Annotated in this window: 15 protein-coding genes; 4 read left to right on the top strand and 11 right to left on the bottom strand. The window is 66.7% G+C overall.

The genetic code is table 11. The annotated features are described in order from the left end of the window. Positions 1 to 4: 4 nt before the first annotated feature. Both HD883_RS03835 and HD883_RS03830 read right to left on the bottom strand, forming a co-directional pair. Positions 5 to 3,505, bottom strand: a complete 3,501-nt coding sequence (locus HD883_RS03835) for a YhaN family protein (RefSeq protein ID WP_179587747.1) — start codon at positions 3,503 to 3,505, stop codon at positions 5 to 7. Beyond that, on the bottom strand, positions 3,505 to 4,770 hold the full coding sequence (locus tag HD883_RS03830; protein ID WP_179587748.1) for a metallophosphoesterase family protein: 1,266 nt from the start codon (positions 4,768 to 4,770) through the stop codon (positions 3,505 to 3,507). The genes HD883_RS03835 and HD883_RS03830 overlap by 1 nt, the downstream gene beginning before the upstream one ends. Before the next feature lie 125 nt (positions 4,771 to 4,895). Here HD883_RS03830 and HD883_RS03825 point away from each other — a divergent pair, with 125 nt between their 5' ends. Next, entirely contained in the window at positions 4,896 to 6,338 is a 1,443-nt protein-coding gene (locus tag HD883_RS03825; RefSeq protein ID WP_179587749.1) for an MFS transporter, read from the top strand. Here the strand turns inward: HD883_RS03825 and HD883_RS03820 are convergent. Together HD883_RS03820 and HD883_RS03815 are read right to left on the bottom strand one after the other, a co-directional pair. Further along, on the bottom strand, positions 6,335 to 7,006 hold the full coding sequence (locus HD883_RS03820; RefSeq protein WP_179587750.1) for a sulfite oxidase-like oxidoreductase: 672 nt from the start codon (positions 7,004 to 7,006) through the stop codon (positions 6,335 to 6,337). The genes HD883_RS03825 and HD883_RS03820 overlap by 4 nt on opposite strands. Before the next feature lie 109 nt (positions 7,007 to 7,115). Beyond that, complete coding sequence (locus tag HD883_RS03815) at positions 7,116 to 8,075, bottom strand: Bug family tripartite tricarboxylate transporter substrate binding protein (protein WP_257021984.1); 960 nt, start codon at positions 8,073 to 8,075, stop codon at positions 7,116 to 7,118. Between the two features lie 285 nt (positions 8,076 to 8,360). Between HD883_RS03815 and HD883_RS03810 the strand changes: the two genes are divergently transcribed. From HD883_RS03810 to HD883_RS03800, 3 genes are read left to right on the top strand one after another with little or no spacing between them, the layout of a single operon-like run. Next, positions 8,361 to 8,927, top strand: coding sequence for a VOC family protein (locus HD883_RS03810; RefSeq protein WP_179587752.1), 567 nt, complete (start codon positions 8,361 to 8,363; stop codon positions 8,925 to 8,927). Next, positions 8,920 to 10,473, top strand: coding sequence for a bifunctional 3-(3-hydroxy-phenyl)propionate/3-hydroxycinnamic acid hydroxylase MhpA (mhpA, locus tag HD883_RS03805; RefSeq protein WP_179587753.1), 1,554 nt, complete (start codon positions 8,920 to 8,922; stop codon positions 10,471 to 10,473). The genes HD883_RS03810 and mhpA overlap by 8 nt, the downstream gene beginning before the upstream one ends. Beyond that, positions 10,470 to 11,321, top strand: coding sequence for a fumarylacetoacetate hydrolase family protein (locus HD883_RS03800; RefSeq protein WP_179587754.1), 852 nt, complete (start codon positions 10,470 to 10,472; stop codon positions 11,319 to 11,321). The genes mhpA and HD883_RS03800 overlap by 4 nt, the downstream gene beginning before the upstream one ends. A gap of 64 nt (positions 11,322 to 11,385) precedes the next feature. Here the strand turns inward: HD883_RS03800 and pgm are convergent, their stop codons facing one another. The 7 genes from pgm to HD883_RS03765 all read right to left on the bottom strand — a co-directional run bounded on the left by pgm (position 11,386) and on the right by HD883_RS03765 (position 18,725). Next, positions 11,386 to 13,026, bottom strand: a complete 1,641-nt coding sequence (gene pgm / locus HD883_RS03795; RefSeq protein ID WP_179587755.1) for a phosphoglucomutase (alpha-D-glucose-1,6-bisphosphate-dependent) — start codon at positions 13,024 to 13,026, stop codon at positions 11,386 to 11,388. Positions 13,027 to 13,139: 113 nt separating this feature from the next. Beyond that, positions 13,140 to 14,162: a chemotaxis protein CheB gene (locus tag HD883_RS03790; RefSeq protein ID WP_179587756.1), complete on the bottom strand. Its 1,023-nt coding sequence runs from the start codon at positions 14,160 to 14,162 to the stop codon at positions 13,140 to 13,142. Between the two features lie 4 nt (positions 14,163 to 14,166). Continuing rightward, a complete protein-coding gene (locus HD883_RS03785) occupies positions 14,167 to 14,463 on the bottom strand; it encodes a hypothetical protein (RefSeq protein ID WP_179587757.1) in 297 nt (98 codons plus the stop codon). 399 nt (positions 14,464 to 14,862) lie between these two features. Beyond that, on the bottom strand, positions 14,863 to 15,132 hold the full coding sequence (locus tag HD883_RS03780) for a KGG domain-containing protein (RefSeq protein WP_179587758.1): 270 nt from the start codon (positions 15,130 to 15,132) through the stop codon (positions 14,863 to 14,865). A 195-nt stretch (positions 15,133 to 15,327) separates the two neighbouring features. Next, positions 15,328 to 16,683, bottom strand: coding sequence for a UDP-glucose dehydrogenase family protein (locus tag HD883_RS03775; RefSeq protein WP_179587759.1), 1,356 nt, complete (start codon positions 16,681 to 16,683; stop codon positions 15,328 to 15,330). 39 nt (positions 16,684 to 16,722) lie between these two features. Further along, positions 16,723 to 17,736: a UDP-glucuronic acid decarboxylase family protein gene (locus tag HD883_RS03770; RefSeq protein WP_179587760.1), complete on the bottom strand. Its 1,014-nt coding sequence runs from the start codon at positions 17,734 to 17,736 to the stop codon at positions 16,723 to 16,725. Then, positions 17,733 to 18,725, bottom strand: a complete 993-nt coding sequence (locus HD883_RS03765) for a glycosyltransferase family 4 protein (RefSeq protein WP_179588756.1) — start codon at positions 18,723 to 18,725, stop codon at positions 17,733 to 17,735. The genes HD883_RS03770 and HD883_RS03765 overlap by 4 nt, the downstream gene beginning before the upstream one ends. Position 18,726 lies beyond the last annotated feature (1 nt).

Genomic DNA, 18,726 nt, shown 5'->3' with positions numbered 1-18,726 from the left:
TACCCTAAAGCGCCACCACATTCACGGTCTTGCCCAGCACTTCCTGGATGACCGGCACCAGATGATCATGGTGGGTCAGGAAGACGACCTGCGTGTGCCGCGACAGGTCGCCCAGCGCCCGCAGCCCCGCACGCGACCGCGCGTCGTCGTAGTTGATGAAGAGGTCATCCGCCACGAATGGCAAGGCCAGGGCGTGCTGCAGATGCTGGTGCAGCGCGGCCAGCCGCAAGGCCAGATACAGCTGGTCCCGCGTGCCTTCGCTCATGCCTTCGACCGGCACCAGGGGCCCGCCCGGGCGTTTGCCCATCAGGGTCAGCGGTTCACTGTCGAAGTCCACGGCCAGCAGCTCGAACGAGCCGAGGGTCAGCCCGGCAAAGATGTCGCTGGCGCGTTTGAGCATCGGACCCTGCCGCGTTTCGCGATAGCGGTCCACCGACCACTTCAGCAGCCGCGCGGCCGTGGCGACCTTCAGGTAGCGTTCGACCGCGCCCGTCATGCGGGCCAGCGATTCCTGCTTGCGGCCTTCGGCGCGCGCGGCGTCATCGGACCCGGCCATGGCGTTCAGCGCGGCCTGGGCCGTGGACAGCTGCGCAGACAGCGCGTTCTGGGTGTCCATCAACGCATCGGCTTCGGAGGTCAGCTGCGCAAGTTGCGCCGACACGTCGGCCGGGTCCGACCCGTCCACCTCGGCAAACAAGGCGTTCAGGGCCAGGCCGTCGCCACTCTCGGCCAGCTGGTGTTCGGCCGCGGCGACGGCGTCGCGCAGTTGGCGATGCCTGTCGGACCGGGCGATGGCTGCCGCCAGTTCCTCGTGCGTGGTGGCGCCTGCCTGGGTCATCCAGGGCCGCAATGTGGCTGCCAGGCCGTCCTGCCGGGCCACGGCGTCAGCCACGGCCTTGGCGGCGGCCATGCGGGCAGTGGTCAGGCGTCTGACCTCGGCCTGCTGTTCCATGGCGGCGGTCGCCTGCTGCTGCAGGGCAATGGCGATGTCCGCCGCGCTGCGGTCCGCGATGGGCAGACCGGCCAGGCCGCCCAGCCGCTGCGCTTCGGCGTCGAACTTGGCCAGATCGGCACGCATGGTGTCAATGCGGCCGATGCGCAGCTTGCTCATTTCAGTCAGGGCCGCGTCAATGCTGGCGACCAGTTCCAGAGAGGCCTGCGCGTGCGCCAGGTCGGCATCGGCTGCAATACCGACGCCCGATGCGGCGTGCTTCCAGGCCGCTTCCCATGCCGTCAGCGCCGCCTGGGCGGCTGCCACGGCGCGGGCCAGGTCGTCCACGGCGACCGTGGCGTCGGACCACTGGGTTTCCAGGGCCCGACGCTGGCCCTGGGCATCGTTGACCTGCTGGATCAGCGCCGTGGCATGCAGCAGCAGCCGGGGCAGCGAGTCCGGCCGATCAAGCCGGCCGGCTTCCTGCGACCCGAGTCCGCGCGTTCCGGCTTCTTGCATCCCGGCATCCCGCAAGGCGTCGTGCAGGTCTTGCGTCGCCGCTGCCACGGCGGCGTCCCACGACGCCTCCACCCGGCGGGCATCGTCCAGGACGTCGGCCGCCTCGATCGCCGCCGTGCGCGCAGCCATCCAATCCGCGACGCCTTCGGGCGCCATGCCGGGCAGACCGTGGGCGGCGATGGTGACCGCCCAGTCCGCCCGCCGCGCCGTGTCGGCCGCGCGCAGGCGTTCCTGCTGCGCCGTGGTCTGCGCGCGCTCGGCGGTCAGGCGCGCCAGATCGTCTTGCAGGCGCTTGAGTTCGCTCGCGTGATGGACGGTGTTCTCGCGGCGGTCGGCCACATCGTCGGCCTCCCGCAGCAGGGCCTCGTAGTCCGGGGCGGACAGCGGCAGCACCGATTCGCCGGACGTGATCCTGGCCCAGGCGTCGTCGCGGCGGCGGCGGGCGGCCAGGACATCGTCCCGGCTGACCGGCTGCCACGTGTCCCGGTAGCGCTGTACGTCGCCAGACTGCTTGCGCAGATCATCGTCCAGCCGCGCCAGACGCGTGTCCAGCGCGCGCAACTCGGCGGCGTCGGCGGCCTGCTGCTGGCGCAAGGCGTCGACGGCATCCAGGCGGGGCAAGGACATCCCCCGCAAAGTCTCGACGGGCGCCCGCCACGCCCCCAGCGCGGCGCCCGCGGCGTCGGCACGGGCTTGCAGCCGTTCCACTTCCAGCCGGTACTTGCGCTGCGTGGCGTCGGTGTCCCCCAGTTGCTGGGCGGCCTGCACGGCGGCACGCAAGGCCAGCGGCACGTCGCCCTGCGGCAAGGCGTCCAGCTGGGTGCGCACCCGGTCCCGTTCGCGCTGCCGGGTGTCCAGGGCCTGCGTGGCGGCCTGCACGGCCTGCACCCGGGCGCCGCGTTCGCGCATCAGGCCGTCCAGCGATCGGCGCAGCGGCAAGGCCGGGACGCGCTGCAACAGCTCGGCCTCGGTCGCCGCATCCCATCCCAATTCTCTGGCCGCCTTGGCCGCCGTGGCCCACTGCGCATCCACCTCGGCCTGACGCCGCAGAATGTCGCCGGCATGCGCGCGGTATTGCAGACGCCACTCGTTCAGCGCAAGGATGTCGTCGTGCAGCGCGATCAACCGCGCGTCGGGCGACAGGCCCTGCAAGGCCGCGTCGCAGTCGGCCACGATCTGCAACTGGCTCTTGCGCTGGGACTCGGCCAGGGCCATGTCCCGTTCGGCCGCGGCAAGCTGCCGCGCCGCGTCCTCGGGCAGGTCGGGCGGACTGCCCAACACGGCCATGTCGTCGCGCCGCTTGCGCAGGTCGGCCACATAGGGCGCCACCCGGCGGATCCGTTCCAGCGCGGTGCGGCGCGCGGTCAGCGCGGCCTGCGATGCCCTGGCCGCGCGCAGGTCCGCTTCGAGCCGCACCACCTGGCCTTCGGCATCCGCCCAATCCTTGGTGCGCACCGTCAGCTTCTTCAGTTCGGCGACGGCAGCTTCATAGTCGTCCAGCGCCGCGTAGTAGGCGCGGTCCTTGGCCTTGCGCGGCGACCACAGCTTGTCGGCCTCGGCCTGCAGCGCATCGCGCACCGTGCCCAGGCTGGCCACCCCGGCCGCCGATTCGAACAGCATCTGGCCGATGTCGCTGCCCGCGGTCAGGATGTGATGCCCGCCATCGATCAGACGCTGGTGGTTCAGGCCGAACATCTGTTCAAAGAACGCGCGGTCCGAAGCGCCCAGATACGGGGTCAGCGTGCCATCGGGCAGCGGCTGGTCGTCGGGACCGCGCACCGTCTGCTTGATCCCCTTGGTCCGATGAAAATGCAGGGTGTCGCCGCCCTGGTGCAGCACGGCGCCCAGCCGCAACTCGCTCATCGGATGCAGGAAGGCGTGCGGCGGGCTTTTTGGAAAGCCGTACAGCAGATCGGACAGCGCGGCGCGCAACGTGGACTTGCCCGCCTCGTTCGCCCCCACCACCACATGAAAATCCTGTTCGGCGCGCGGCAAGGCGACCTCGCGGTCGGTGAACTTGCCATACCGAATCAGTTCCAGCCGGTCGATCCGCATCAGCGTGCCTCCCCGGCCGAGGCCAGATGGGCCAGCAGCCCCGGGGTGACGTCATCGAGCAAGGCCGACAGATCGCCGCTGCGGATGCGCTCCAGTTCCGGCATGCTTTTCAGTACGTCCAGCGGCAGCTTGTTGACCATGGCCTGCAGGTCGGGCAGCAGGCTGTCCAGGAATTCGGTGCTTTGCGGCGCTTCGGCCAGCAGGGTCTGCAAGTCGGACAAGGCGTCGGACCGTTCGGCCAGCCGGCTTGCCGTCCGGGCCGGCGTGGTGCGCACCTTGAGCTTTTCGATCCACACCCGATCCGACCCCAGCGCCGTGGCCAGCGCCAGGACCTCAGCGCGCAACTGCGCTTCCAGGCCAAACAGCGCGCCGTGCGCGGGCGACGCGCCCTGCAGGGTCACGCGCAGGGCAAGCGGACGGCCGTCCGCGCCGTCGGCCACGACCTGATCCAGCGCGCGGCCCACCGCCGCAAGGGCGTCCCCGAAACTGTCGGCCTCGGTCACGTCCACGTCCAGCGCGTGCCAACGCAGCACATCGACCAGCATGCGATCCACGGACCGGATCTCGTTGCCTTCGGCCGTCACCAGCACCGCGCCACGCGGACCGGTTTCGCGAATGTGGCGGCCCTGCAGGTTGCCCGGGAACACGATCGTCGACTTGCCGCGGTGGATCACGTGTTCATGCACGTGGCCCAGCGCCCAGTATTCGTAGCCCTTGGCTTCGAGTTCGGCGATCGATGTCGGCGCGTAGTTGGCGTGCGCCGCATTGCCTTCCAGCGCCGTGTGCAGCATGCCGATGTTCAGATAGCCCTCGGCATAGGCCGGATAGGTCGCGGCCAGGTTGTCGGTGGTCGCGGCGTCCTTGAAGCTGCGTCCATGCAGCGCCACCTTGTGCGCTTCCAGATACAACGTGTGGGCCTTGCGCGTCTCGAACACGAACACGTTGTCGGGCAGCTGCAGCTTGCGGGTCATTTCGCTTTCGGCGTCGTGATTGCCCAGCAGCAGATAGACCGGAATGCCGGCGCGGCGCAGGCGTCCCATCTCGCGCACAAAGAACAGACCGGTGTTGAAGTCCTTCCAGTTGCCGTCGTACAGATCGCCCGAAATGACCATGAAATCCACGGATTCGGTCAGGGCGTCATCGATCAGGCGGGTAAATGCGTCGCGGGTCGCGGTGCGCAGCAGGTCGGCCGGGGCATCCTGGTAGGCCGACAGGCCCACCAGCGGACTGTCGAGATGGATGTCGGCCGTGTGTATGAACTTCATGCAGCGATATTCCTGGTGTTACATCTGGCGGTAATTCTTGGCGCGGTGGCGGGCTTTGCACACACCTTGTATGCAGGCCATCGAATAAGGTGAAGTCTGCCAGAAACTTGCGCAAGGAGTTCCGCATGGCCGTGATCACCACCGACATTCCCGCCCGGCTTGACCGGTTGCCCTGGTCCACCTGGCATTGGCGGGTCGTGATCGCACTGGGGATCGCGTGGGTGCTGGACGGACTGGAAGTGACGCTGGTCGGGTCGCTGGGCGGCATCCTGGAACGGCCCGACACGCTGGCGCTGAGCGCGGCGCAGATCGGGGCGTCGGGGTCGATCTACATTGCCGGGGCCGTGATAGGCGCCCTGGTCTTCGGGCGGCTGGCCGACCGGCTGGGGCGCAAACGCCTGTTCCTGATCACGCTGGCCATCTACATGGCGGGATCGCTCGCCACCGGGTTCTCGCAGGAATTCCTTTTCTTTACGCTCTGCCGCTTCGTGACCGGGCTGGGGATCGGTGGCGAGTACGCCGCCATCAACTCGGCCATTGACGAACTGATTCCGGCCCGCGTGCGCGGGCGCGTGAATCTGGCCATCAACGGCAGCTTCTGGGTCGGCGCGGCCCTGGGCGCCGGGTTGAGCCTGGTGCTGCTGGACCCCGCCGTGCTGGGACCCGTCACGGGATGGCGAGCCGGTTTCATCCTGGGCGGCGTGCTGGCCTTTGCCATCCTGCTGGTGCGGCGCGACGTGCCGGAAAGCCCGCGCTGGCTGCTGTCCCACGGTCGTGCCGACGAGGCCTTGCGGATTATTGAAGACATCGAGGCCAAGGTCGCACGCCAGCATGGTCCCCTGCCCCCGGTCACCACCACCATGACCTTCACGCGCCAGGCGTCCCCCACGATAGGCCAGGTCGCGCGGTTGCTGTTCCAGCGCTACCGGCAGCGCAGCGTCGTGGCGCTGGGGCTCATGATTTCGCAGGCCTTTTTCTATAACGCCATCTTCTTTACCTACGCGCTGGTGCTGACCCGCTTCTATGGCGTGGCGGATGACAAGGTGGCCTGGTATCTGTTTCCGTTCGCGCTGGGGAATGTGTTGGGACCGCTGATCCTGGGGCCGCTGTTCGACAAGATAGGCCGCCGCAAGATGATCGCCTTTACCTACGGCATGTCGGGGGTCGCGCTGGCGCTGACGGGCTGGTGGTTCCTGGAAGGCTGGCTGACGGCGCTGACGCAGGCCTTGTGCTGGTCGGTCGTGTTCTTCCTGGCGTCGGCCGCGGCCAGTTCGGCCTACCTGACCGTCAGTGAAGTGTTTCCGCTCGAAATCCGGGCGCTGGCGATTTCGGTATTTTATGCCGTGGGCACCGGCGCAGGCGGATTTGTCGCCCCCGTGCTGTTCGGCGCGCTGATCGAATCGGGCAGCCGGCCTGCCGTCACGACCGGCTACGCCATCGCCGCCGTGCTCGTGATCACAGCCGGGCTGGTCGCCTTGAAATGGGGGGTGGATGCCGAGCGGCGGTCACTGGAAGATGTCGCGTCCCCCCTGGGCGCCGAGGAGGACGCGATCACGCCCTCCCCTTAGCCGTAGCGCTCTTCCGTCCACGGGTTGCCGCGGTTGTGATAGCCACGCTGTTCCCAGAACCCGGGTGCATCGTTCTCGCGGAATTCGATCCGGCGGATCCACTTGGCGCTTTTCCAGAAGTAAAGGTGCGGCACGATCAGGCGCACCGGCCCGCCGTGGTCCGACGACAGCGGCTTGCCCTGCCACGAATGCGCCAGCAGCACCCCTTCAGCCGCAAAATCTTCGATCGTCAGGTTGGTCGTGTAGCCGTCGTGCGAGTGCAGCAGCACATGGCGCACGGCGTCGTGCGGGGCCACCGCCGCCAGCAGGTCTTGCGTGGACACGCCCGACCACCGGTTGTCATAACGCGACCAACTGGTCACGCAATGGATGTCGGACACGTCATCGATCTGCGTCTGGCCGGTAAACGCCGTCCAGTCCCAGATCACCGGATGGTCGACCGCGCCAAACAGCTCCAGCCGCCAGTCGGCGGTGGACACCACCGGCTGTTCCCCCAGATCTAGCACGGGCCAGTCTTCGGTACGGTGCTGGCCCGGCGGCAGCCGCGCGGATTCCGGCCGGTCGGCGCGGCGCGCAGGCAGGCGATGGTCCTGCGCCCATCGGGTCTTGGTCTGCGTCAGCTTGGAGGGCGGGGGCGTGGCGGGGTCGAAGGCGCTGTCATCGGACATGGGGGATCTCCGTAGGCGAAAAGGCAGGTGGAATAGCCAGAAGGATAACTCCGGCATGGCTGCGGCCGCCCCGCCATGCAGTCTGCCCGCATCGCCCCGGTGACCTGCCTCAATCCAGCTTCACCCGCGCATCGCGCACCACCTTGCCCCACATCGCGCGGTCGTCGGCAATGAATCGGGCAAACGCGTCCGGCGTCGTCGCACGCAATTCACCGCCGTACTGCCGCCACTTTTCGGCCAGCTCCGGATTCTTGGCTGCCTGCTGCATGGCCTCGCTCAGGCGATTCAGGATAGGCGCGGGCGTTCCGGCAGGCGCCAGCAAGCCTTGCCAGGCCAGCGGCCGGTAGTCGGGCAATCCGGCTTCTTCGAACGTGGGAACGTCGGGGAATGCCGGATGGCGCGCCTTGCCGGTAATTGCCAGGAGCTTGAGCTTGCCGGCCCGGATGCTGCCGGCTGCCGCAGGCAAGCCATCAAACATCAGTTGCACCTGGCCCGCCATCAGGTCGCCGTAGGGGCTGCTGCTGTTGTACGGCACAAAGGTCATCTTGGTGCCCGACGCGGACCCGAACCATTCGCCCGCCAGGTGCGAGTAGCTGCCCACGCCCTGGCTGGCGGTATTCAGGCTGTCGGGCTTGGCGCGCAGCATGGCGATCAGCTGCTTGCCGTCCGCCGCCGCCACCTTCGGGTGGGCGATCAGCCCGGTGTTGAGCACCCCCAGCAGGCTGACCGGCGCAAAGTCCTTTTCGGCATCGAACGGCAGCCTGGTGTACAGGTGCGGCAGCACGGACAAGGAACTGGTAGTCCCGATGTACAGCGTGTAGCCGTCGGGCGCCGCCTTGGCCGCCGCTTCGGTGCCGATGATGCTGGACGCGCCGGGCCGGTTGTCCACGAACACGGTCTGCCCGAGCAGTTTTGTCAGTTCGCCGGCGATTTCGCGGGCATTGGTGTCCGGCCCGGTGCCCGCCGCGAACGGCGCAATGATGCGGATCGCCTTGCTGGGATAGGTGTCGGCATGGGCGGCCGGCCCGGCCAGCACGGACGTCAGGATCGCCGTCGCGCCTGCGGTCATCCGCAAGGTTCTGCGCAGGCGCAGATTCGGCGTGGTAACCAAGGTCGACGGCAACGTCAGGGAGGATAAGAGGGCAGGCAAACGGCAAGCAGGCAAACGGGTCATCGCGGTCTCCACCATAAGGTCGCGGCGCGTGGGCGCGCCGGCGGGTTTGTCACGCAGCGCGGTTGTCCGGCTTTTTACCGCTGCGTCATTTGTTATTTTCAATATACGATAATTTCTATATCATTAACCACAAATAACGCAGCCTAAATTGCAAACTTCTCTTTTGAAGGAATCGGAGACATGACTCAGGCACCCTCTTCCGGCGGGCTTTCGCTGGCCTTCAGCCACTTCGGCATCTACGTCCAGGACCTGGACGCCATGGCCCGCTTCTACACGGGGGCGCTCCGTTTCACGCAAACCGATAAAGGCGACCTGGGACATGTCCAGCTGGTGTTCCTGAGCCGCGACCCCAACGAGCATCACCAGATCGTCCTGGCCACGGGCCGGCCGGCCGACCTGCCCTTCAACCTGATCAACCAGATCTCGTTCCGGGTACCCGATATCGCCACGCTGCGGCGGTTCCACACCCGTCTGAATGACTCGGGCGCGACCGATATGCAGCCGGTCACGCACGGCAACGCCATTTCGCTTTACTGCCGCGACCCGGAAGGCAACCGCCTGGAATTGTTCGTCGACACGCCCTGGTATTGCGCGCAGCCTCTGCGGGTCCCGATTGACTTCGCCGACAGTGACGACGTGATCCTGGCGAAAGCCGAAGCCATCGCCACCCGCACACCCGACTTCATGTCGCGCGCCGACTGGCAGGCCAAGGTCGCGGCCAAGATGCGCGCCGATCAGGATGTCTGAAGTGGCGTACGACGTTGCCGTCGTCGGTCTGGGGCCCAGCGGCGCCATGCTCGCGAACCTGCTCGGCGCGGCGGGCCTGTCGGTGCTGGTGCTGGAACGGCTGCCGGACGTGGTGCCGACCCCGCGCGCCATCCATTTCGATGGCGAAGTCATGCGCGCCTTCCAGTCCATCGGCCTGGGGGATGCCGTTGCGGCCATCGCCCGGCCCGGCACCGAAGGCATGCATTTCGTCAACGCCACCGGCCGCACCTTGCTGGTCCGGCGGGGCTCGGCACTGGCCGGACCGCATGGCTGCGCGAACAACTATTACTTCCACCAGCCGGAACTGGAACGGGCGCTGCGCGATGGGTTGCAGCGTTACCCGAATGTTCAGGTCAGGCTCGGGTTCGATCTGGAATCGATCGACGTAACGGGGGATGGCGCCACGCTGCTAGGCAGGGAAGTCGGGATGGAAGCGGCCGGCGGCGAGCCCCCGCCGCCTGGGCCGACCGAGACGTTCCGCGCCCGGTATGTGGTCGGCGCGGACGGGGCGCGATCGCTGGTCCGCAAGACCATGGGCTCGACCCGAGAAGACCTGGGCCTGCATCAGCCCTGGCTGGTGTTCGATGTGATGCTCAATCGCGGTGTCGACCTGGACCTGCCCAGGCACACCGTGCAGCACTGCGACCCGGCGCGGCCCATGACCTACTGCAACGTGACCGACCGGCGCCGCCGCTGGGAAATCATGCTGATGCCCGGCGACGACCCGGCCAGGCTGGTCGAACCCGACACCTTGTGGCAACTCGTGTCACGCTGGGTGCGGCCCGACCAGGCCACGCTGGAACGCGCCGCCATCTACACCTTCCATTCGGTGATCACGCAAGGCTGGCGCAAGGGTCCGCTGCTGCTGGCCGGCGATTCGGCCCATCAGACGCCGCCTTTCCTGGGTCAGGGCATGTGCGCCGGCATCCGCGACGCCGTGAACCTGGCGTGGAAGCTGGTGGCTGTCTTGCGGGGCGATGCCAACGACGACCTGCTCGACACTTACGAAGCCGAGCGCGCGCCACACGTGCGGGCGTTCATCGATCTGGCCGTGCAATTGGGTGACCTGATCCAGACCACGGATCCCGAGGCGGCACGGGCACGTGACGCCCGCTTTGCCGACGGGTCCCCGGCGCTGTTCGACAGTCCGACCCCCCGCCTGCCGCCCGGCGCGCTGACGCAGGATCACCCCGCCGCCGGCCGCCCCCTGATCCAGCCGCGGCAGGACGATGGCACCGGCTTTGACGCGGTGCTGGGGCACGATTACGCGCTGCTGGTCGATACGCAAAGGTGGCCTGCGAAGGCGGACCCCGGCGCGCCATCGGCGCCGGCCGTCCCGCCCCCCTCGCCCCGCCTGCGCATCCTGACCGACCTGCCCCCCGCCCTGCGCGCGTGGCTGCAGGACCATTCCGCCGCCGCGGTGCTGGTGCGGCCCGACCGCTACATTGCCGCCGTCGCCCACGACCCCGGCAACCTGCCCGCCCTGCTCACCCACTTTCCTTTCTCCCCCCACAGGCCATCATGAAACTCATCAGCTTCGACTACCGCGGCACCGCGTCCTACGGCGCGGTCAAAGGCGACCGCATCATCGACCTCGGCGCGCACTTCGGCTCCGCCATTCCTGACCTCAAGGCGCTGATCGCCGCCGACCGCATCTTTGAAGCCGCCGGCATTGCCGATGCCGAATCGGCCCCCTCCGTTCCGCTGGCCGCCGTCACGCTGCTGCCCGTCATTCCCAACCCGGGCAAGATCGTGTGTGTCGGCCTGAACTACGCGGACCATGTGCAGGAAACGGGCCGCACCGTCACGGAAAGCCCCACCCTGTTCCTGCGCGTGGCGGAATCGCAGGTTGCGCATGGGGACGACATCGTGCTGCCGCCCGAGTCGGGCCGGCTGGACTACGAAGGGGAAATCGCCATCGTGATCGGCAAGGGCGGCCGCCGCATCAGCGAAGACGACGCCTGGTCGCACATTGCCGGCTACGCCTGCTACAACGACGGCAGCCTGCGCGACTGGCAGACCGCCACGCCGCAATGGACGGCGGGCAAGAACTTCTGGCGCACGGGCGGGTTCGGACCCTGGATGGTCACGGCAGACGAAATCGCGGCCGGTCAGGTCATGACCCTCATCACGCGCCTTAACGGGGTGGAAATGCAGCGCACCACCACCGACCGCCTGATTCACAGCATCCCCAGGCAGATCGCCTTTATCTCGACCTTCACGCCCTTGTCGCCGGGGGATGTGATCGTGACCGGCACGCCGGGCGGCGTGGGCGCCAAACGTCAGCCACCGGTCTGGATGAAACCGGGTGACGTAGTCGAAGTGGACGTCGATGCCATTGGCGTGCTGCGCAACGGCATCCGGACCGAATAAGCCCGCGGTACACGGCACGAAAACGGCGGCCGCAGCCGCCGTCCCGTATCCGTCCAACGCCGTGTCAGGCCAATGCGGTATCCACGATCACCTGGGCTTCGGCCAGCAACTGTTTCAGGTGCGCGTCGCCCTGGAAGCTTTCGGCATAGATTTTGTAGATGTCTTCGGTGCCCGACGGCCGCGCGGCAAACCAGCCGCTCGGCACGATCACCTTGATGCCGCCGATGGCTTCGTTATCCCCCGGCGCACGGTCCAGCACGGCCTCGATCTTTTCGCCAGCCAGCTGGTCGCTCGACACCTGCGCCGCCGACAACTTCGACAGCTTCTTTTTCTGGTCCGGCGTGGCCGGCGCGTCCACCCGGCTCGACACCGGATTGCCCAGCTCCGTCGTCAGGTCCTGGTACAGCGCGCCAGGATCCTTGCCCATGCGCGCCGTCATCTCGCCCGACAGCAAGGCCAGGGAAATGCCATCCTTGTCGGTGGTCCAGCAACCGCCATCGAAACGGGCAAACGATGCGCCCGCGCTTTCTTCGCCGCCAAACGCCAGCGATCCGGTGTAGAGGCCATCCACGAAATACTTGAAGCCTACCGGCACCTCATGCAGGCGGCGGCCCAGGCGCGCGGCCACGCGGTCGATCATGGAACTGCTGACCAAGGTCTTGCCCACGGCCGCGTCCGCGCGCCAGTTCGGCCGGTTGCGATACAGGTAGTCGATGGCCACGGCCAGGTAGTGATTGGACGGCAGCAGCCCGACGCTCGGCGCCACGATGCCATGGCGATCGTGGTCCGTATCGCACGCAAAGGCCACGTCATAGCGGTCCTTCATGGCGATCAGGCGCTGCATCGCAAAGCGGGACGACGGGTCCATGCGGATCTTTTCGTCCCAGTCCAGCGTCATGAAACTGAAGGTGGGATCGACTACGGTGCTGACCACATCCAGGTCGATGCGATATTGCTCCTGGATCCGCGACCAGTAGTGCACACCCGCGCCGCCCAGCGGGTCGACACCCATCCTGACCCCTGCCCCGCGAATCACGTCAAAGTCGATGACCGAGGCCAGGTCGTTCACGTACATGGACAGATAGTCGAATGACTGCGTGGTCGATGCGGCGCGCGCCTGGGCGATCGGCAAGCGGCGCACGCCCGCCAGGTCGCCTTCGATCAGGCGGTTTGCTTCGGTCTCTATCCATTTGGTGATGCCGGAATCGGCCGGGCCGCCGTTGGCCGCGTTGTACTTGAAGCCGCCACTGTCGGGCGGATTGTGCGATGGCGTGACCACGATGCCGTCGGCCAGCCCGCTGGTCCGGCCGCGGTTGTAGTTCAGGATAGCCAGCGATACGGCCGGGGTCGGCGTGAACTCGTCCCCCGTCGCGATCATCGTCGTCACCCCATTGGCAGCCAGCACTTCCAGCGCGGTTTCAAACGCCGGCAAGGACAGCGCATGGCTATCAAAACCGATGAACAACGGACCGTCGATGCCCTGCTGCGTCCGGTAGGCAACGATGGCCTGCGAGATGGCGGCCACGTGCTGCTCATTGAAGCTGCGGTCGAACGATACGCCCCGATGCCCGGATGTCCCGAAGGCGACCCGCTGCGCGGCCTGCGTCATGTCGGGCGCCAGGTCGGCGTAAGCCGCCAGCAATCGGGAAACATCGACGTATTGCGCGGACGTGGCGGGCGTGCCGGCTAGGGGATAACGCTTCATGGGGCAGAGACTCTCTGATATCGGTGTGGGGGTCGGGTGGCGCACAACTCTACACCGGAAATTGCGTACGCCGACATCCGCCCTGCCGAAACCCCCCACGAAATTGCTGCGATCTATAACGGCCTTTCCGGGGCGGCTTCGGTCGTCATGGCGCGCAGGGTCGCGGCATGGGCGGCCGCTGCATCCGCCTCGGCCAGCCGCTCGGACGCGGCAACATGCCGGCCGCTGGCCGCCGCGGTCTGGGCCATCCGCCGCAGCAGCATTTCCTTTTCGTGCAGCGCGCGCACGGCCGCCCACACCGCCTCTTCGGCGGCCACTGCCTGCCCGTGGGCCAGGCTGGCTGCCGTATAGCCGTGCCCGGTATGGCAGCGGAAGCGCGCCGGTCCGCCCTGCTCCACCTCCCATAGCGTCCCGTGGCATTCCGGGCAGGTAAAGGTCGTCGGCTTGGCAATGTCGGCAAGGGCGGTCACGTCGGGGTCTCCCAGCAGGAAACGGTTTTCAATATCGATCAGGTGGCGCCGCTTGTCAGCGGCAGACACTTCCGACGACGGCTGGTGCATCAGGGTCAGCAAGGCCTGCGCAATGCCGGACGGGGCCACGCAGGCATCGACCTGCACGGCAGCCAGCGCGTGGCGCGGCATGCTCTCGGATTCGGCCGTGGCGGGGTCCTGCACGATCACCGCGCCACCGCAATCCTTGATGGCCTGCAGGCCGACGCAGCCATCGTCCAGGTCGCCGGACAGCAGGATCCCCACCACCGCCGGGCCCTTCGATAACGCCGCGGAACGAAACAAGGGGTCGATCGCCGGCCGGGCAAAGTTTTCCTTTGCGCCATGGGATAGCAAGGTGCCGGCCGCCGTCAGCAGCAGATGGCAGTCGGGGGGCGCCACCACGATCTCGCCGTAGCGCAGCGCTTCGCCGTGCCCGGCATGCGCCACCGGCAAAGACGTCTCCTGCGACAGGATGCTGGGCAAAATGCTGTGGTGCGCGCCAATGTGCGCCACGACCAGCATCGCCGCCGGGAAATCCGGCGGCAGCTCGCGCAGCACCGTGCGCAATACTTCCAGCCCGCCGCGCGACAGGCCGATCACGACCACGTCCCGCGTGGCTGCCGCCGAGGGGTCGCGCGCGTTCACGGTCTTACTTCGCGGCGGACGACCGCGATTTGGTCACGGTGCGCTCGGCCCACGCTTCCAGGTCGGCAGCCGTAACCAGCACGCGGCCATCCGAGGTGGGCTGACCTTTCTGCTGCGCGGCTGCATGGATGGCGCGGAAATTCTTGCGATAGCTCTTGATCAGGCTATCGGGGGCCATGTCGGCGCCGAAATATTCCACCAGCGCCTTGGCGCTGATCGCGGCGTCGGTCTCGCCGTCCGGGTAAGCCATGTTGAACCGCACACACGCCGTGTCGGCTTTGGCTTGCGGATCGTAATTCATGCTGTGGCTCCTGTATCCAGGTCTAAAAAAAAGCGCCCCCCGACCGAGCCAGGGGGCACAAGCATGTGCTGCACTCTCGCAACACAAACCAAGATGCCCACACCACGCAGACACCTCGGAGAGCTGCGTCCCGCCCTACCCAGAACTAACCAGCCGGGACGCAGGTCTTTCCTCGCAAGTTGGATGCCCGACCGTAAACGAGCAGCATTCTCGCCTTTAAGCATCGTCCCGACGTTCCGTTCCTACAATCCTCGCACCGCCAACTACTCATGAATACTCACCCCTGGATGACAATGGCATGGGATCCCCCATGCAAAAGGCCCGCAAGGCGCCCGACTAGGATCGGACGGCGTGCGGGCCTCTGGACAACCCCGTCAGCGACGGCTGACGCGGGAGGGATCAGGACTCTGCCGTTTCCTCCTGCTTCACGGCTTCGACCTCGCTGTCCTGCTGTTCGCCCCGGGCACCACCGGCGTTCTGCTGGGCGGCGCGACGGCTGGCGTGGCTCATGGCGCCTGCAGCACGGGCTTCCTGGGTAGTGAACTGGTGCGCACGTCCACTGCGGTGAGCGGCTTTGCCGCCTTGCGAGGCTATCTCGCGTTGCCGCTGGCGGTCCATTGCGGCAAAGCCGCGCGGGGCGCGTGCGGGAGGTGAATCTTGGTCGGCCATGGGGTCTCTCCTGACTACTTGTGTGATAGGTCGCGGCGGGAAACACACTTCGTTTTCTGCTTGTCACACACTGCAAAGGTCGTACCTGCGACCCATTCCCATCCATATCGGGTGAGCTTTAGTGAAATATGTTGCGCTGCTTTGCAACATTTTCACATCGTTCCCCATTCCTTACTCTTCCATGAATGCCCTCTTTCACGCCGTTACGGGCACTACCGCGGCTTCGATTACGGTTTCCCCCCTCCCGACGCCGAAGTAACGCAGGCCGCATTCCTGGACATAGTTGGCGTCATAAATGTTCCGGCCGTCAAAGATGGCAGGTTGGTTCAGGGTCTTGGCCAGCCACCGGAAATCCGGCGACTTGAACTCGCGCCATTCGGTCACCACCACCAGCACATCCGCGCCCAGGCAGGCATCCCTTGCCGACCCGACCAGCGCCAGGTCCGGATCCTTGATCACCGCCGCGACGCCAGGCGCCGCGACCGGATCGTAGGCCCTGACCCTGGCGCCCGCCGCCAGCAGCTCCCGGATCAACACAAGGCTGGGCGCATCGCGGATGTCATCGGTATTCGGCTTGAAGGCCAGTCCCCAGACGGCGATGGTGCGGCCGGACAGGTCGCCCAGCACCTTGCCCACCTTTTCAAACAACAGGTGCTTCTGCCGCTCATTCACGCGCTGCACGCCGGCCAGCAGGTCCAGCGGTTCATCGTTGTCCGCGGCGAGGCGGCTCAGGGCACTCACGTCCTTGGGCAGGCAGGACCCGCCGTAGCCTACGCCGGCATACAGGAAATGATGGCCGATGCGCGGATCCGCGCCCGCGCCGCGCCGTACCTCTTCAATGTCGGCGCCCACCTTTTCGGCCAGCCGGGCCAGCTCGTTCATGAGCGAGATGCGCGTGGCCAACATGGCATTGGCCGCGTACTTGGTAAATTCCGACGACCGCACATCCATGGCGATCAGCCGGTCATGGTTGCGGTTGTACGGGCTGTACAGGGCGCGCAGCAGGGTCAACGACGCGGTGTCGTAGGTGCCCACCACGATCCGGTCGGGCCGCTGGAAGTCGTCGATCGCGCTGCCCTCCTTCAGGAACTCGGGGTTGGACGCGACCGTGACCTTCCATGGAGACCGCATGGTCCGCAGCAGCGCCTGCACGGCGTCCCGCACGCGGTCGCAGGTCCCGACCGGCACGGTCGACTTCACCACCAGCACCACGTCGCGGTCGATATACCGCACAGCTTCCATTGCCGCTTCCAGCACCCTTCCCACGTCGGCCGACCCATCCTCGGCGGGTGGCGTGCCCACCGCGATAAAAATGATGTCGGCATCACATACCGCGCGCGCCATGTCGGTCGTGAAGGTCAGCCGCCCGCCCGTGGCGTTGCGGCGCACGACTTCGTCCAGGCCGGGTTCGAAAATGGGGATGTCACCCCGTTCCAGCCGCGCGATTTTTCCGGCATCCCGGTCCATGCAGCTCACGTGGTTGCCCACGTCCGCCAGGCACGCCCCGGTCACCAGACCCACATAGCCCACACCAATGACAGCAAGATTCATGATCGTTATCCCAAAACGGAGGCGGTCGCCTCGGGTTGCTCAGGCGATTCGGACGACCCGGCCCGCGTCGGCAGCCGCTGTCGAAGCCGGTGCGGACGCTGCCGATCCCGTGCGGTCGCGGAAATAGGCAATGGTGCGGGTCAGGCCCTCGGTCACCTGGGTGCGCGGATCCCAGCCCAGCACCTCGCGCGCGAGCGAAATATCCGGGCAGCGCCGCACCGGATCGTCCCCGGGCAACGGAAACAGCCGCACCTCTGACCGGCTGCCGGTCAGCGCGACGATCTCCCGCGCAAGTTCGAGCATGTTCATTTCTGACGGGTTGCCAATATTGACCGGGCCCCAGAAATCGTCGGGGCTGCGCATCAGCCGCATCAGCCCGTCGATCAGATCGTCCACATAGCAGAAGGCGCGCGTCTGCGTGCCGTCGCCATAGATGGTGATCGGCTCGTTCGCCAGGGCCTGCATGATGAAGTTCGAGACCACGCGCCCGTCGTCGGGGTGCATGTTGGGGCCATAGGTATTGAAGATGCGCGCCACTTTCACCCGCAGGCCATATTGGCGGCGGTAGTCCGCAAACAGCGTTTCCGCGCAGCGTTTGCCTTCGTCATAGCAGGCACGGATCCCGTTCGGATTCACGTGCCCCCAGTACGACTCGCGCTGCGGATGATCCGTGGGGTCGCCATACACTTCGCTGGTCGACGCCTGCAGAATCCGCGCGCCCACCCGTTTGGCCAGGCCAAGCATATTGATCGACCCATGCACGCAGGTCTTGGTGGTCTGCACGGGATCGTGCTGGTAATGCACCGGCGACGCCGGGCACGCCAGGTTGTAGATCTCGTCCACTTCCACATACAGCGGAAACGTGATGTCGTGCCGCATCAGCTCGAAGCGCGGATGCCCGAGCAAGGGGGCGATATTCGCCTTCGTGCCGGTATAGAAGTTGTCGACGCACAGCACGTCGTGCCCTTCTTCTACCAGCCGGGTGCACAGGTGCGACCCGAGGAATCCTGCCCCACCTGTCACGAGCACGCGCAGGCTGTCCTTTTCTTTCATGATGCAAGCTCCAGGGGTCGGGGTGTGGAACGCGATGGCGATGACTGGGTGACCTCGGCAAACAGCGCCATCCAGTCGCGCACGAAACGCTGGATGCCGAAGCGCCGCAAGGCTTCGATGCGCCCGGCCTCGCCCCATTCGCGCGCCAGTTCGCGGTTGTTCAGCAGCGTGTGCATCACGTCGACCAGGCGGTCGATGCGCGTGTCCACGTAGCCGGTCACTTCGTTCTTGATGAGCGTGGTCATTTCCGTCGTGGCCAGGCCGACGACCGGCACGCCCGCCATCATGGCTTCGATCACGGCCAGGCCCAGGCTGGTGTAGCGGATCGGGTTGAAGAAAAAGCGGTATTGCGCGACGAACGGCTGCACCTGCATGTTGGACACTTCGCCAATGCCGCCAGCGCGCTCCGCGTCCATGCCGATCAGGTCCAGCGGCACCTGCTGGCGCACCTGCTCGAATACATCCGCACCCAGGCGCCGGCCCCGCTGCACCAGGTGGTTCACCACCACGATCCCGCTCTCGGTATCGCCGCCGTACACCACGCCTTCGGCGGGCAGCACGCCATGTTCGATCACGCGGGTCGGCGTCTCGCCGCTGTCCCACATCAGCGCATTGAACGCCGTCACATGGACCAGGGTGCCCGCGGGTTCCTGGAACCAGTGCCGCGTATCGGTCGGGTGGCCTTGGGGCGGATCGTGTTCGATGTAGACCCGCGGCAGATCGCGCTGCGCGGGCGACAACATGCCCGTCACATCCTGTTCATAGGGCCCGCGGGACTGGAACAGCACGCAGTCGAAGTCGTGGCCCTTGACCTCGTCATACGAAATGGCGTGCACGTTGGCGCCCCAGGGAAAGCCGGTGCCCGGATGGGCATAGCCCGGAGGATTGCCAGGCTTGGTCACGATCCAGAAGTGATGCGGCACCTGGGTCAGGTAATACAGGTAGTTGCCGTGGACGTGCCAGGTCAGAATGTTCAGCGGTGCGGGCATG

It is taken from the genome of Pigmentiphaga litoralis, from assembly GCF_013408655.1.
Lineage (GTDB): Bacteria > Pseudomonadota > Gammaproteobacteria > Burkholderiales > Burkholderiaceae_B > Pigmentiphaga > Pigmentiphaga litoralis_A.
This window is presented reverse-complemented; position numbering and strand designations above follow the sequence as displayed.